15 protein-coding genes and 1 pseudogene are annotated in these 14,109 nt (G+C 55.7%); 2 read left to right on the top strand and 14 right to left on the bottom strand.

The annotated features are described in order from the left end of the window. Window positions 1-227: 227 nt before the first annotated feature. From GSQ93_RS25195 to GSQ93_RS25135, 14 genes and pseudogenes are all read right to left on the bottom strand, one after another. Window positions 228-686 carry a hypothetical protein gene (locus tag GSQ93_RS25195; RefSeq protein WP_158938368.1) on the bottom strand — a complete coding sequence of 153 codons (459 nt, stop codon included), beginning with the start codon at window positions 684-686 and terminating at the stop codon, window positions 228-230. Between the two features lie 13 nt (window positions 687-699). Then, complete coding sequence (locus tag GSQ93_RS38280) at window positions 700-1,461, bottom strand: tyrosine-type recombinase/integrase (protein WP_254074046.1); 762 nt, start codon at window positions 1,459-1,461, stop codon at window positions 700-702. Window positions 1,462-1,710: 249 nt separating this feature from the next. Further along, window positions 1,711-2,067 carry a hypothetical protein gene (locus GSQ93_RS38275; RefSeq protein ID WP_254074045.1) on the bottom strand — a complete coding sequence of 119 codons (357 nt, stop codon included), beginning with the start codon at window positions 2,065-2,067 and terminating at the stop codon, window positions 1,711-1,713. A 45-nt stretch (window positions 2,068-2,112) separates the two neighbouring features. Further along, a pseudogene (locus GSQ93_RS38270) lies at window positions 2,113-2,187 on the bottom strand (phage integrase family protein); the annotation flags it as partial. 408 nt (window positions 2,188-2,595) lie between these two features. Then, window positions 2,596-3,141 carry a hypothetical protein gene (locus tag GSQ93_RS25180; RefSeq protein ID WP_158938367.1) on the bottom strand — a complete coding sequence of 182 codons (546 nt, stop codon included), beginning with the start codon at window positions 3,139-3,141 and terminating at the stop codon, window positions 2,596-2,598. Window positions 3,142-3,606: 465 nt separating this feature from the next. Beyond that, window positions 3,607-4,545: an alpha/beta fold hydrolase gene (locus GSQ93_RS25175; RefSeq protein WP_158938366.1), complete on the bottom strand. Its 939-nt coding sequence runs from the start codon at window positions 4,543-4,545 to the stop codon at window positions 3,607-3,609. A gap of 150 nt (window positions 4,546-4,695) precedes the next feature. Next, window positions 4,696-5,055 (bottom strand): RidA family protein, encoded by a 360-nt coding sequence (locus tag GSQ93_RS25170; protein WP_254074047.1) that lies wholly within the window; start codon window positions 5,053-5,055, stop codon window positions 4,696-4,698. Between the two features lie 11 nt (window positions 5,056-5,066). Then, window positions 5,067-6,326, bottom strand: a complete 1,260-nt coding sequence (locus tag GSQ93_RS25165; protein ID WP_158938364.1) for a pyridoxal phosphate-dependent aminotransferase — start codon at window positions 6,324-6,326, stop codon at window positions 5,067-5,069. A gap of 17 nt (window positions 6,327-6,343) precedes the next feature. Continuing rightward, on the bottom strand, window positions 6,344-7,369 hold the full coding sequence (locus GSQ93_RS25160) for a threonine/serine dehydratase (protein WP_158938363.1): 1,026 nt from the start codon (window positions 7,367-7,369) through the stop codon (window positions 6,344-6,346). Window positions 7,370-7,429: 60 nt separating this feature from the next. Next, window positions 7,430-8,158, bottom strand: coding sequence for an amino acid ABC transporter ATP-binding protein (locus GSQ93_RS25155; protein WP_158938362.1), 729 nt, complete (start codon window positions 8,156-8,158; stop codon window positions 7,430-7,432). A gap of 18 nt (window positions 8,159-8,176) precedes the next feature. Continuing rightward, complete coding sequence (locus tag GSQ93_RS25150) at window positions 8,177-8,863, bottom strand: amino acid ABC transporter permease (protein WP_158938361.1); 687 nt, start codon at window positions 8,861-8,863, stop codon at window positions 8,177-8,179. Then, a complete protein-coding gene (locus GSQ93_RS25145; protein WP_158938360.1) occupies window positions 8,860-9,618 on the bottom strand; it encodes an amino acid ABC transporter permease in 759 nt (252 codons plus the stop codon). Before GSQ93_RS25145 ends, GSQ93_RS25150 begins: the two co-directional genes overlap by 4 nt. Before the next feature lie 104 nt (window positions 9,619-9,722). Next, the gene (locus tag GSQ93_RS25140) at window positions 9,723-10,616 is read right to left on the bottom strand and encodes an amino acid ABC transporter substrate-binding protein (RefSeq protein ID WP_158938359.1); all 894 of its coding nucleotides are present in this window, start codon (window positions 10,614-10,616) and stop codon (window positions 9,723-9,725) included. Between the two features lie 11 nt (window positions 10,617-10,627). Then, window positions 10,628-11,362, bottom strand: coding sequence for an HAD hydrolase-like protein (locus GSQ93_RS25135; RefSeq protein ID WP_158938358.1), 735 nt, complete (start codon window positions 11,360-11,362; stop codon window positions 10,628-10,630). Between the two features lie 107 nt (window positions 11,363-11,469). On the opposite strand from GSQ93_RS25135, the gene GSQ93_RS25130 reads away from it, so the two are divergent. Next, the gene (locus GSQ93_RS25130; protein ID WP_158938357.1) at window positions 11,470-12,141 is read left to right on the top strand and encodes a GntR family transcriptional regulator; all 672 of its coding nucleotides are present in this window, start codon (window positions 11,470-11,472) and stop codon (window positions 12,139-12,141) included. Between the two features lie 868 nt (window positions 12,142-13,009). Then, the gene (locus GSQ93_RS25125; RefSeq protein WP_158938356.1) at window positions 13,010-13,744 is read left to right on the top strand and encodes an alpha/beta fold hydrolase; all 735 of its coding nucleotides are present in this window, start codon (window positions 13,010-13,012) and stop codon (window positions 13,742-13,744) included. Window positions 13,745-14,109 lie beyond the last annotated feature (365 nt).

Below are 14,109 nucleotides of genomic sequence, written 5' to 3'. Positions count from 1 at the left end.
CATAGGCGTTCGTATCGGCATCGAGTTTTTAGGATTGTCGACGATTCGTGTGGCGGTGTCGAACGTCTCATTGTGGCCGATCAGCGCCCTCCGACTCTCTGTACCGGGATTGCGCAAACGAGCGTTTCAGCAACGCCGGCGTGAGATCGATACTCTGACCGCGCTAAAGCGCCTTTAGCCGTGTCGCGACCGCCAGCTTGCCGGTGGGTTTACTTTGAAGGCCGCCCCTAAATCGGCGGTGACAGCGCCGGAAAACTCCCCTTCTCCAGAACCCGCATCAACCGCTGCTTCGCGCCCTCGATCCGGTGCTTCGGCAACGCGGCCAGCTGCACATCGTACAGGCCAAGAATCAACTCGACCCCTTCGCATTCCTCCGCGGCAAGACGCCATTCGTCTGTCACTGCGGCATGCTTGATCAACGTTTTGATCGCCGCCTCCGCTCGCGCAAAGTGTCCGGCGTCCGGTATCAGCTGATCGGGATCTAACAAATCGTACGCGACATACACCGTTTTCAGGAGCTCGGCGACGAGATCGGCATTGCCTTGCCCCTGACGCAAGGCAACGAGCGCCAGGTGATTGTGCAGCGACACCTTGCTGGCGAGCTCCGCGGACATGGGCAGCAACATTTCGCGCGTGAGCGGCGGGGTTGTTCGCCCGGTCTTACGTCTTTTCGGTTTGCTCGCCATCGTCCCTCGACGGTCAGTTGCCGCGTTTGCCGGTCGTCGCAGCGTCAGCACGTCGCGCGTAGTAGCCGGCGACCTCTTCGAGCACCCGCTTTTTCTCGGCCTGCACGTAGATCGAGGTCGTCTGCAGCGATGCGTGCCCCAATACCTTTTGCACGACATCAACCGGGACCTCGTCGGCAACCGACTGAGTGCCAAAGGTGTGTCTCATCGCGTGTGCATTCACCGATCCCAGGATCACGCGTTCGTCCAGGCTCAGATCATCCATGGTCTCGACAATGATCGTCAACATGCGTGAGATTAACCGGTTGATGCCGTCGGCCGAATACCCCTGCTCGCCTTCGTTGCTTCGCTGATGATGTTTGACGCGTGAGGCGGGCGTCTGGGGGATGGCGACCGGCGACAACAACGGCGCGGACGGGTTGAGCAGATCAGTCGGCGCCATGAAGTCGCGCCCCCGATCCGACCAGTGCGCTTTCAGCGCCTCGAGCGTCGCGACGCTCACCGGCACCGTACGTTCCTTGTTTCGCTTGTCGATGACGGTCAGTTCTCGTACGGGCCGTTCGAGCGTGCCGTAGATGGACACCCGGAGCTTGCCGCGCTGCGCATCCGCGGCTTCTTCACGGCGCAGTCCCGAGTCGCCCATCAACAAGAGAGCTGCGCGAACGACGCGCCACTGTACGGCAAGCTTGGCATCACCCACCAGGTCGGAGCGTTTATCGAGCTCGTTGCGAAGGCGCCCCCACAGGTCCGCCGGCAGCGCGCGATGGATTTGCATCGCCGTTTCGCGCTGAACGATCTTTGGATCGTTGACCGCCTTCCACGGATTTCCGGCAAGGTAGCGCACGTCAACCAGCCAGGTGAACGCCGCGCGCAGCGCCCGCGCCGCGTAACGCTGCGACTCGGGCGATAGCGTTGCCGATGCAAACGGCCGTCAGGGCGGCGAGGTCCGGCTGAAGCGCTCGCCCACAAATCGTGGATCCGGATTTTTCAGGAAATCCTTGTATACCTCGCAATCATCGACGACCTAGGAACTCAAGGCCTTGCCGCGCACCACCACCGCCCACAATAAAAAGCGTTCAAGTTCCTTGGTGTAAGCCCGCAAGGTTTTCGGCTGGTCGCGATATTTGTTCAGGTACGCACGCACCGCTTCCAGGTCGTGGTGCGCCTGGATATAACAGAACGCAATTGAGCGGTTTTCACCGTCGGCGCCCGACAACGTGTTCGGCACCGCCATGCGCTCGAGCGGTGCCAGCGTAAGCCTAGCTGGTGAACCCTCTAACTGCCCCGCTCCGCCAGCATCCGCTCGGTTCGGTCCGGCCGGCCACATCTGGACGACGTCGGCCGCGACCAGCGGATCGCGTGTGTCTACGTCAGCGTTCACGCGCAATCGAAGGTGTGGTTCGTGTCGGCGGAGCCAGGCAACGACCACCGCCGCGCGCCCGGCGCCGATGCGTGGGATCGAGCGCCACCAGCGGCCGCCGCGCCGGTTGCAAAACGCAATCAGCTCGCCAATCGTCGCAATCCCCTCCCCCCTTCAAGCGGCTCGCCACCCGCGGGCGAAACCATCGACCGATCGAGTGCGTTGCGGCAGGCGATGCCGCCGCGAGCGTCGCCGCCTCGGTGTCCATGCGAAAGGTCACCGCCGTCAGTTTCGGTTCGCGGTGTTTGCGCACCGATGCACGCAAGTGCTCCGCGAGCGCCGGCGAGCCCTGCTCGATTGCGACTTTGACTAAGCCGTCGAGCATCGTGCGCAGGTGCCGCTCCATCGCCGACGGCGTCGCCGCAAAGCTGTCTTCGTCCGGGTCGTAATAGGTGCGCGCGATCACCGCTGGGCTCACCCGCTGCACATACGCGCGCACCGCCGCGAGATCCTTGGCGGTGCAGCCGTAGCTGAGCGTGAGCACTTCACTCATGACGAGGCACCCTTTCTCGGGGTCGACTCGCCAGGCGGCCGTGGCCGGAACCACGCGATCACGTCGTTGGCTTCAGCGAGGAATGCGTCAGGAAAAGCCAGCGAGAGCTGCGTGAAGGCCGCGCGCGTGGCGCCGAGCATCGTGGCCAGTTGCGCATCCGAGGCCGACTCACCCCAGAGGATCCGTTGCACGAACGCGATGCCCCCGTGCCGGGCGACCAGGCGCAGTGCATAGCCGAGCGACGCATTGGTCAGCAGCTCGGCGCCATAGGTGTCAGCCAGCGCGGTGAGGATCGCGAGCTCCACACGATCGGGTCGACGTGGCACTTTGCGATGCCGATTCGCACGCGCAGTCACATCATCGGCCAGGTCGCCCGCCTGGTCACCCGCGAGGCGGCTGGCCGAATCCAGTGCGGGGATGCCGCTCGCCTCCCCGGCCCGGAAGGCCGAGATCGCATCATCCAGGCGCAGCACGATGCGCGCGGTGTCGGGGTCGACCGGTTCGACCTTATCGCGCGGCGGTTCGGGTAGCGAGTCGGACATCGGCGGGCGGGCCAAAAGTGGCCCTCAAATGGGAATCGTCGTATTTTAGCTCTGAAATGCAATCCCGATAATACGAGTTAGAAGGCTTAAGTAAATTCAAAGCATTGATTTGAAAGAGTTTTTCCATATGTTTTCGCCGTCAATAGCCATGATGCTCAGCGTTGCGGCAAACTAGCTAACCAGCACATCGACTTCCGCTGCCCTCTCGTCAGCCACCCTATGAGGGGCACCAGCAAAGATCTCTCCGCTGAGGCGAAGTGTCCCGCTTGGCGCGCAGCTCTGGGCGATATCGTGGCAGTCTTGGGAGCGCTCGCGCAGATCGCTCAGATTGGTCAATGTATCGCCGAGAAGGGAGTCCATTCCAAAAAGCCCATCGCCACTAAACATGCAGGGGCTTGCGTTTCTGGACATGGCCGATAATCAAGCGATCAAGTCTAGCGCTTGACTACCCGACCGTTCGAACACCTACCCATGCGAAAATTCCACGACAGCAGGATCTTCTAAAAAGCGCAGCACCGTCGAGGTCCATACATCTGGGTGTTCCCACATTGGCGTGTGCCCCGAACGAGGAATAATTGCCGTTAGGCGAACTCCGGGGATCTCGTTGGTCAATGCCATAACCTGTTTATTCGATACAAAGTTGTCGTGCGCTCCGACAATGATAAGCGTCGGCACCTTAATGTCCTTGTAGCGGGCCATAGCGATCGGCGCGATTGTGTACTCTTCCGCGAGAAGACCCTTCAATGCAGGGTCGCTCGCCTTCAGGGCACCCGAAACAAATCCCTGTATATCATCCGGAGTGACGTTCTCCGCATCAAAATATTTTGGCATCGCCGCTTCAAACACTAACCGATTCGCATCGGATGCTCCGTATCCGTCAATGCGTTTTTGAACGGCGGCGCTTATACCGATAGGGGGTTCGTTGCGCGCAAACGCATCCGATAACACGAGCGCTTTCACCTGCTGCGGATGCGCAAGAACGAAATCTTGTAACAGCGAACCGCCCATCGAATGACCGATCATGACGGCATTCGAAAGATGTTTTGCATCTAGGAATTGACTGACATCATCGACGAGCTGACTAAAATTGTTTCCGGCCTCCGGCTTGCCGGAATCGCCGAAACCTCGAAGGTCAATGGCATAGGCCGTAAATTTATCGTCAGGTAGCAACCTCATTACCTTGGACCACTCTTCCGATGAGAGACTGTATCCGTGAATGAGAACGATCGGAATCGGTCCGTGACCGCTGCGTCGAAACGCCATATCAAGACCATTTTTTAGCGTGACATGCTCTACACGAACTGTTGAGGCATCACCCTCGGCATGCGCAGCGATGCTGGCGAAAACGAGAGTGCCAACCGTTGCGCACACCAACAATACAGAAGTTAATCCGAATATTTTCATTTGTAACCCTTAAGTTTGTATAGCCGACGTGCGAGGAAAGATTTCCGGACCGTAGACAGTTTCGCGACCTTCCAATGACAAGGGAGGGTGAATTTGGCTCGCCACTTATAAAGACGGACCGTGGGAAATTTCGGCAAGCTTAACGTTGCGCTATCTCATCAAGATCGCATCAACCTCTATTTCAAAGTCGACGAAACTCGATTGCACCAACGTCCTGGATGGCCACGGTTCATTCACATACTCGCGATAGATCACGTCGAATTCCCGTGCGTTCGCAGGATCGCGGAGATAAACCGTCACTTTTACGCAGTTGAGAAGCGAAAGGCCCGACGCGTTTGCGATTGCTTGCAAATTGTCAAGCGCCTGCCTTGCCTGCGCGCCGAACGCTAAGTGGCTTAGTCGGTTTCCCGCAAGATCGCGAGGGGTCTGTCCCGATAAAAACACCAGGTTTCCGCACCCGACTGCCTGGCTATAGGTTCCGTTCGGTTTGGGCGCTTGGTCCGTACTCATCACGACGATTGTCATCCGATAGCTTCTTCGGACACGCTCTCGACATATAGCGCATCGAGCACCGAGACAATCCGCTTCAGCGCGTCCGCCCATTCGCTTTCGTCTCGTGCGTAACATAGCCGTAAGTGCCCAATTCCCCGCACACCAAACTGGTATCCGGGGCTGGCCAAAACCGCCGCTTTTTCAAGGAGCGCCTTCGCAACCATCGCGTCAGGAAGGTTCAACGCCCGGATGTCGAGCCATGCATAGGCTGTCCCGTTCTGCGGCGCCCACTTGGCCCAAGACAGACGAGAAAGGATTTCTTGCGTTAGGTCACGTAGCTTTCTGAAGCTATGCATGCGCTCCTCGAGCCACACTTGATCAATCTCGAGCCATTGCGAGAGGATATGTTGCGCGTAGGCGGGTGCACGCAATGAGGTGATTGACTGAATGTTCTCGATCCCGGCAATGACCCAATCCGGTGCGACGACCAACCCAAGCCGATACCCACTCAGCGATTCCGTTTTGCTGGGTCCGAGCAACGTAATTGTCCGCTCCCGCATTCCCGGCAAGCCCACCAGATGCGTGTACGTATTGTCGTAAACGAGCCGACAATACAGTTGGTCTACGAGCACCATGAAGTCAAACTTCACGGCAAGCTCCGCAATCCGGCGCAGCGTTTGACTTGAATACACAGCGCCCGTTGGATTGTTCGGATGAGAAAAAACCAGCAACTTGGGTCTCGTACGATTCAGCACCGCTTCCAACTCGTCAAGGTCGGGTTCAATCGCACCGCCCTCCAACAGCGCAACGGGATGGACCGTTGCACCCAGAAACCTGAGAATCCGTTCGCTGAAGAGATAGTCTGGATCAAAGAGCAACACTTCATCGCCGACGTCAACCAAGCTGGCGAGCGCCCCAAATAGACCCGCTTGCGTCCCGGGCGTAAGGATGAGTTCACGGCCCGGATCGATCTCAATGCCAAGAAGTGAACCGGCGTTCCTCGCAACCGCACCAAGTACCTCCGGGTTTCCGCGATACCCCGTATAAGCAAGCAACCCATCAGCTGAGGCCTTGGCAAATTCCACTTGTGCCCATTCAGGCGGCGGGAACCTGACGGTATCGAAGTGCGTTGTATCCAAGAACTCCCGCGGGGCACATGCGAGCACTTTGCGATCCGCATCGCGGGCGCTCGCATAACCAATGCCGGCGCGTCCCGGAAGTTCAAGATTAAGTACTCTCTTTGGCTTTTTATTCGTAGTACGAAGATGTTTGTCGACTAGTGTGCTCATGATTTGGTCACCTGATGTTAAAGAGGATGTAAAACTTGGCTATTGCTAGGGTTAATTGCCCGAGCGAACATCTGTGGGTCAACGTTTCCGCCCGAAGCGATGACCACCGCGTGTCGTCCACGCAGCAACGAAGGGTTTGCAAGAAGCGATGCAACAGCCACAGCGCCACCAGGTTCGACCACGACCCGAAATTCCTCGAACAGGAGACGCATTGCGTTCAGGACTTGGTTGTCGCTAGCGGTGATCACTCCGCTTAGCCGTCGCTGGTTGATGGAGAAAGGCAGAATGGCCGGTGTTGGTGCGAGAAGCGCGTCGCAGATTGAAGTGGCAGCGGCTAAATTAATTTCCCGCTCCCCCGACTTGAACGAGCGCCTTGTATCGTCGCAACTGTCCGGTTCAGCGGCCCATACTTCCGCTGTTGAGTGGACAGCATCCGCGGCCAGACAGGTACCTGCGGCAAGCCCACCACCGCCGCAAGGCACGACAATCACTCGAACCGAATCCGCAGGCAGCGTGCTCAACGCTTCAAGCGCTGCGGTTCCTTGACCAGCGATAACGTGCGGATGATCGCCCGGGGGGATAAGGGCAAACTTGCCCGACAGGCTCAGTCGTGAAGCGATCACTTCACGGCTCTCCGTTTTTCGATCGTACAAGACTATCGTTGCGCCCTGTAGACGTGCTTTCTCCACCTTCACTTGGGGCGCGTCGGAAGGCATGACGACGGTTACCGGGATACCGAGAATCCTGCCAACAGTCGCCACCGCCTGACCGTGATTCCCTGTTGAATAGGCAAGGACGCCCTCGGGATACTGCGCACGCTCAAGGCGTGACATGCTGTTGTAGGCGCCACGGAACTTAAATGCGCCGGTATGCTGGAGACTTTCCAGCTTTACAAATACTGTCCCACCCGCGAGTTCATTCAGACGAGCCGACTGCAAAAGCGGCGTCTGGACGGCGACGCCCAGCAGCCTTTCGGCCGCATTCAATACGTCGAATGGAACAGGCGAAATTAAGTCATCCGAATTGAAGGTGTGTGGCGTCATGAGAAATTTGAGTTAGGGTCGATTGCGTTAGTGCTAGTCCATAGGAACGACGCGCAAGCTTCAGTCATGCAATACCTTCGATAGGAAATCTTTCGCTCGATCCGACCGAGGTGTATCGAAAAATTGCTGCGTGGGCAAGTCTTCAACGATACGACCGCAATCCATAAAGATCACGCGGTTAGAGACGCGTCTGGCAAAGCCCATTTCATGCGTGACAATCACCATGGTCATCCCCTCACGCGCAAGTTCCGACATCAGGTCGAGCACTTCACTTACCATCTCGGGGTCGAGCGCGGATGTCGGTTCATCAAACAGGATCACAGATGGGTCCATGCTCAATGCGCGGGCAATGGCGACCCGCTGCTGTTGTCCGCCCGACAGCGCGCCCGGATACTTGAGCGCCTGATCACTCAGGCCCACACGTGTCAGAAGTTTCTGTGCTTTTTGAGTTGCCTCTTCCCTACTTCTCCCAAGCACTTTTCTCTGCCCGAGTATCAGGTTGTCGATGATGGACAGATGCGGGAAGAGTTCGAAATGCTGGAACACCATGCCGACTTTAGCTCGCAACGTTGAGAGCTTGGTTCCCTTCGTGCCCACTTCGACGCTATCGAGAAAAATACGCCCATCGCCATAAGGTTCAAGCGCGTTAATGCATTTGATCAGCGTGGATTTTCCGGAACCCGACGGACCGCAAATGACGACGACTTCACCCTCTTCGATCGTGGTAGAGCAGTCGTCGAGTACCTTGAAATTTCCATATTGCTTCGAAACATGTTCAATGCGAATCATGGCGCCGTAACTCCTTTTCTAGCGGGTGGCAAGTCGTTGTTGAAGTCGACGTACGCCCTTGGTACACAGAAAACACACGATGAAGTAGACCAGGGCAACGAACACATACATCTCGACAATGCTGTTTTGCTGTTGCGCAATCTGCGTGGCGGCACCCACAAAATCCGTCAGCGACAGGACATAGACCAGCGAGACATCTTGGAATAACACGACGGCTTGCAAGATCAAGATAGGCGCCGTATGTCGGATTGCCTGAGGCAAAACCACCGCCGTAAAGACTTGAACACCGCTTAAACCGAGGGCCCGCGCAGCGAATGCCTGACCATTAGGAACCGCCAGTACACCCGCTCTGATAATTTCGCAGTAGTAGCAGGCTTCGAATAAGCTAAAAGTGACGAGAGCCGACGCGTAAGCGTTCACCTGTATCGGATTGGGGGCACTCACCACCCATGCCACAACGTACGGGCTCAGGAAATAAACCCAGAATATGACGAGGATTAACGGAATGGAGCGCACCAGATTCACATAGGTTGCAACCAAAATTTGTGCCCATCGTGGCCCGTATAGTCGGATCACGGCTAACCCCGTGCCTAGAATCAACCCTGCCGTTGCACACAACACGGTCAACTTGATCGTAAGACCAAACCCGTCGATGATCAGATATGAAAGGTTGGATGTGATCGCCGAAAAATTTGCATAGTTCATGGCATCACTTCCTGAACCGGCAATGGCCGTGCTACTTGCACATTGTCAATTTTGGTTCGTGCGGCAAAAACTTGGATCACCCCTATCAAGACTAGATTTATGAGAAGGTATCCTAGCGTTGCTGCGGAAAATGCTTCGAAGGTATGGAAGGTTGTTTCCTGCATTTCCCTCGCCCTGGCAGTCAATTCCAGCAAGCCGATGGTCATGCCTATGGACGTGTTCTTGACCAAATTCACCATCTCCGACGTCAACGGTGGAATCATCATTCGGAACGCCTGCGGCAAGACGATCAACCTGAAAACCTGAGCGATGGTCAACCCCAAGGCAAGGCCTGCCATGTGCTGACCCCGTGATAACGCGCTAATCGCAGAACGGGTCTGTTCGGCCACACGTGCCGCAGTGTAGAGGCCAATAGCAAGCAACGAAGTAAAAAACGCACCATATTGAAGACCTTTTATCCAGGTCCCAAACGCCGACGGCAACAGTTCGGGGACCACGAAATACCAGAGGAAGATCTGGACAAGAAGCGGGATATCCCTGAAAACCTCAACGTAAGACGCGCCGGCGCATCGCTTGAATCGATTCATCGACACCTGTAGCAAGCCGACCGCAATACCCACGAACATAGCGATGACAGCTGAAGCTAGCGCGGTGGCAATGGTCCAGCCCGCTCCACAAACGAGGTTGTGAGCATAAGACGATACGCCGTCGCCAGAGAGGTCGTCGAACGCGCTCCAACTCCACTGATAATTCATGATTACTCCACTTGAGTGGTTCAATGAGGTATTGCTCTGTCGCCACTCAAATGTCGCGGCCAACAACTCGGAGATGCAGCGCCCTGACCACGCCAGATCGCGTTTTACCCGGGGATCGAATCCACCTGAAAGATATGCTGTACGGACGGATCAATGGGCATGCCGATCTCCGAAAACCATTTCTTGTACAGTTCCGCAGCACGGCCTGATTTGAAACTGTCGGCGAGGGTTGCGTTTATGACGTTCAACAACGCAGAGTTGTTCGGTGCTACAACGATGCCGTAAGGGAGGTAGGAAAGCGCTCTACCGCTAACCCGGAACGCGTTTGCGTCGCTCGTTCGTTTCTTCAAGCCATACAAAATTACGTTGTCGGACATATAGGCATCCGCTCGACCCGTGCTAACAGTCAGAAAACCTTCTGCTTGATCTTTGACGAGTACAAAACGAATGTTCAGTTTCTTTTGGACGTTGATCGACTGAGCCAAGGCCGCGTTAGTCGAACCTGCAGGGACTGCTAAAACTTTCCCCGCGAGGTCTTCAAATTCCTTGATCTTAGAATCGGCCTTGACCAGGAGTTGATCAGACGCGGCCGCCGTCACAAACGAAAAATCAACCTGCGCGGCTCTTTTTTGCGTATGAACGGTCGACCCACACTCCATGTCGATGCTGCCGTTTTGGAGCAGAGGAATAATGGTCGTGAGATCGACCGGTACAAACCGTACCTTTAGATCCGAACGGCCGAGTTGGCGCTTAAGCGTATCCACGACGGCGAGACACAGGTCGATCGTGTATCCGGTCGGTTTTTGGTTTACGTCGAGGTAAGAGAACGGAATGCTCGACTGCCGGTATCCAATGACCACCTCATCGTGTGCCTTGATGCGCGCGATCGCCGAATCTGCGGTCTGCGCATGGGCGGGCGTCATTCCGACCATGGAAAGCACGCAAGCGGCAATCGCAGCACGAGCCACATTCATTAGGAATACAAAATGAGCGTTCATGAGATAAGCTCCTAGGTTCTGGCGCCAATCGAGAGTTGAGCGCGGTGATGCGCGGCAAGCTCCTGAAGGGTATCGAAGGTGATATCCGGAAGTGCGCCTTTCGCGTCTTCGAGGCGCGATCCCAGACTTCGCCCCGGCCGCTTTATCCATGCGCAATGGATGCCGAGCTCGTTGGCGGGAATGACGTCTGCTCGCAAACTTTGACCTACATGAAGAATCTCACTAGGCTGAATTGCCAGATCGGCGAAGCTCTTAAATGCCGCCTGGAAATGGTCGTGATCCGGCTTGTAGGCGGCGACGCTTTCTGCTGTGGCGATGACATCCGCTACCAGATCAAGTTTTCGCGTCGAGAACGAAAGCGACTGGTTGTCGATATTGCTGAGCAAGCCGATCTTGAAGTGCGTATGCAAGTAAGCCAGTGATTCCTTGGCGTCGGAAAATGCGGGCCACAACATGACGGAGTTGGCGAACAGTTCACGTTCTGCGGTATTGGTCGGGATGCTGTAGCGCTCGCAAAATTCGTCGTACGCTCGACGGAGCACCTCTGGATAGGGAAGCGCCGGCCGGACACGCTGCAACTGAGCGCGGGCACGGTCGAACTCGAGCAGCAACTGTTCGCGTGACAATTCGACGTGGTACTGGTCCGCCACGCTCTGGAACATCGCAATAATTGAGGGTTCCCAGTCGATCAGGGTTCCATAAACGTCAAATGTCAACGCCTTAAATTTGGTCAGATCAAAAGTCATGTTCGCTCCGTATTATCGATAATCGTTAAGTGATAAACGGTAAACTAACGTTGGTCAGAATTTATGTCAATATATGGATGTTAATATTTTTGCTTGGTGAAAACCCTATGGAACAACTAACGTCGCTTGCGCAAGCCGTTCAGGAAAAGCGGCAACCGATCTCGGGCGTCGTAGCTAATGCGTTGCGAGAAGCCATTTTCCGGGGCGTCCTGAAACAAGGTGAGTCGCTTCGACAGGACGCGATTGCAAAGCAGTTCGGCGTAAGTCAGGTGACCGTCCGAGAGGCTTTCCGATTACTTGCAGAAGAAGGGATAGTCGAGATAGTGCCGCGGCGTGGCGCAGTCGTCGCGTCGCTCTCTTCGACTGACGTGGAAGAGATCGTTGAGCTCCGTATTGCGCTAGAGACGATGCTGGTCGCTCACGCAATCCCGCTTCTGACCGAAGACGATTTCGTCGCGGTAGATAAAATCGTCAAAAAACTCGACAAGGCTCGTACGATGGACGAGCAACTTTCGCTAAATGTGGACTTCCACGCGCGCTTGTACCTTAGGGCGGATCGACCCCGTACGCTAGCGACGCTGGAAAAGCTACGGCTTGCGTTTGAGCCATATCTCAGATTGTTGTGGACTCGGTCCGATTACAAATTGCGCTCGCAGGACGATCATAGGGACATAGTTTCGCTGTGCAGGGAGCACAACGTGAAAGGCGCCCAGGATGTCCTAGCAAAGCATATTGCTAATACTGGTACAGAAATAACGCACTTGCTTAGTGGTGACTAAATGCAAAAAACCTTACAACAACGTACCGTTGGTTAGCATTATCAACCCACCCGATGTGGGAGGGCACTATTGCAGGTGCGCCGGCTGTCGACGCAATCGAGAGTTCCAGAGCTAGTTCTGGTGGAAATTCGCCCACCGCCAACCCAGGCCAAGCATTGTTTTCGATAGCGCGAGGCGCGGGTGGCGTCACACTGACGTTGCAATGTCGGCAAGCACTCGGGCGAGAGTCGGAGCTGTCACGGCTTTACGCAAATTTCGTTCGAGCAACGGCTCGTTCTTGTTAAGATTGGAAGCGAACTTTTCGGCTCCTATTGGTCAATGACAACGATACCAACGTTCTGTGCGACACGCCTGTGTGCGCTGACTTGAGTCGTCAAACGAAGTAGATCTGTGACATGCTCGTGGTGCCAAGGCCTACGCATCAAATAGCACCAAGCCAAGGGCTTCAATCGATCTGCACGATCTGGATGGTGTGCATCCGCACGACAGAAAATTATTCAATCCGGAGGGTCCGTGGGGCCGGAAGACATTGGCGCCCGAGACTCGGTCGGGCATCGGTTGGCAGTGGTGGGCGTTGGCGCATGATTCGGCGCCATCCAAGCGTTGCTAGTAGTCTCGTCATGCGTGCGCTCAAATTCTAAACGGATGACTCTGCAACACTTTACAGTGCCTGCACCTACTGCGCCGAGCGTCAATATCGTAAGTCTGAAGGCTGCAATCGGTCACCCAGATGTACCTTACTCAAGAGTTTGATCGCAACCACCAATTGATTCAAAGGGAACTATTTATGCTTGAGCGCTGCTCGCAAGGGAATATCTGCGCTTGTTTAAGTGTTGACTTGTTACATGCTCGGTCGGACTGAGAGCCAATGATTCAGGAGAAATTTGATAGTATGAATTTAAAAAATCAGCACACCTACGTACTAATCGCGGGCGCGTGGCATGGTGGATGGGTTTGGCGCGATGTAATTCCGGGCTTACGCAAATTGGGGCACGCGGTCACTGCACCCACGTTGACCGGACTCGGCGAGCGCCGCCATATTGGCACCTCCGATACAGACCTTAGCACTCACATTGACGACGTGATCGCTCATATCGACATGGAAGACTTGCAGTCCGTCACCTTGGTTGGCTGGAGTTACGGCGGAATGGTCATTACCGGTGTGACCGCCCGAATACCCGACAAGATCAAATCTCTGATATACCTAGACGCCTTTGTACCCGAGGACGGAAAAGCCGTAGTTGACTATTTCTCGGCGGAGCACCGCGCCCGGCTCGAGCTGCTGATGAGCGAGGGCAAATCTATGCCGCCTGTTCCATTGGAAGTGTTTGGCGTGGCAGACCCATCTATCATCGCATTCGTGACGCCCCGCCTTGTAGATCAGCCATTGCGCACTTTTTATGAGCCGGTGCACGCGCTGCCTTTGCCGCCTGACATTACCATCGCATATGTGTATTGCTCAGGGTATCAAGCCCTATTCACTCAGTTCTATGAAAAACTCAAAGGTGATCCGCGTGTTCGAACAGCCGTCATTGATACCGGCCATCTCTGTATGCTTAGCGAGCCGTTGAAAACTATTGAGGTACTTGACGATCTCGCATAGACAAGCGTTTCTCAGCACTGTCTACTGGCCGAAGTTGCCAATATGCGCCGGAATTTACAGTGGATCAACTCGGGCGATGTAAGTGTCATGTTGCGATCCAAACGCAGCGACATCACGCAATGCATTCGATGTTCAATTGGCGTTGTGCTCGATTAGGTCAGTGTTACGACTGCCTTTGACTTTTAACAATCTCCGCATCCGCGCCGAACCTCCGCCTACTGCCCGGCCGCGGCCGATACTGAATGCCTAACGCAGCTTGCTGTCGGACAATTTAATCGGCCGCTTTCGACCCACAAGAGTCCTTCGGCAATGGGAGATGAATGTCCCGAATCGCGTCAGAGAGCGGACGTTTGGATGTTCCGTAC

The sequence above is a fragment of the Burkholderia sp. S171 genome, assembly GCF_009766085.1.
GTDB lineage: Bacteria > Pseudomonadota > Gammaproteobacteria > Burkholderiales > Burkholderiaceae > Caballeronia.
The sequence above is the reverse complement of the archived record's forward strand: the minus strand, read 5'-3'. Positions and strand labels throughout refer to the sequence as shown.

Coding starts and splice junctions, on each gene's coding strand:
- GSQ93_RS25195 (WP_158938368.1), bottom strand. CDS start 686: ATGGCGAGCAAACCGAAAAGACGTAAGACCGGGCGAACAACCCCGCCG.
- GSQ93_RS38280 (WP_254074046.1), bottom strand. CDS start 1,461: ATGCAAATCCATCGCGCGCTGCCGGCGGACCTGTGGGGGCGCCTTCGC.
- GSQ93_RS25180 (WP_158938367.1), bottom strand. CDS start 3,141: ATGTCCGACTCGCTACCCGAACCGCCGCGCGATAAGGTCGAACCGGTC.
- GSQ93_RS25175 (WP_158938366.1), bottom strand. CDS start 4,545: ATGAAAATATTCGGATTAACTTCTGTATTGTTGGTGTGCGCAACGGTT.
- GSQ93_RS25170 (WP_254074047.1), bottom strand. CDS start 5,055: ATGAGTACGGACCAAGCGCCCAAACCGAACGGAACCTATAGCCAGGCA.
- GSQ93_RS25165 (WP_158938364.1), bottom strand. CDS start 6,326: ATGAGCACACTAGTCGACAAACATCTTCGTACTACGAATAAAAAGCCA.
- GSQ93_RS25160 (WP_158938363.1), bottom strand. CDS start 7,369: ATGACGCCACACACCTTCAATTCGGATGACTTAATTTCGCCTGTTCCA.
- GSQ93_RS25155 (WP_158938362.1), bottom strand. CDS start 8,158: ATGATTCGCATTGAACATGTTTCGAAGCAATATGGAAATTTCAAGGTA.
- GSQ93_RS25150 (WP_158938361.1), bottom strand. CDS start 8,863: ATGAACTATGCAAATTTTTCGGCGATCACATCCAACCTTTCATATCTG.
- GSQ93_RS25145 (WP_158938360.1), bottom strand. CDS start 9,618: ATGAATTATCAGTGGAGTTGGAGCGCGTTCGACGACCTCTCTGGCGAC.
- GSQ93_RS25140 (WP_158938359.1), bottom strand. CDS start 10,616: ATGAACGCTCATTTTGTATTCCTAATGAATGTGGCTCGTGCTGCGATT.
- GSQ93_RS25135 (WP_158938358.1), bottom strand. CDS start 11,362: ATGACTTTTGATCTGACCAAATTTAAGGCGTTGACATTTGACGTTTAT.
- GSQ93_RS25130 (WP_158938357.1), top strand. CDS start 11,470: ATGGAACAACTAACGTCGCTTGCGCAAGCCGTTCAGGAAAAGCGGCAA.
- GSQ93_RS25125 (WP_158938356.1), top strand. CDS start 13,010: ATGATTCAGGAGAAATTTGATAGTATGAATTTAAAAAATCAGCACACC.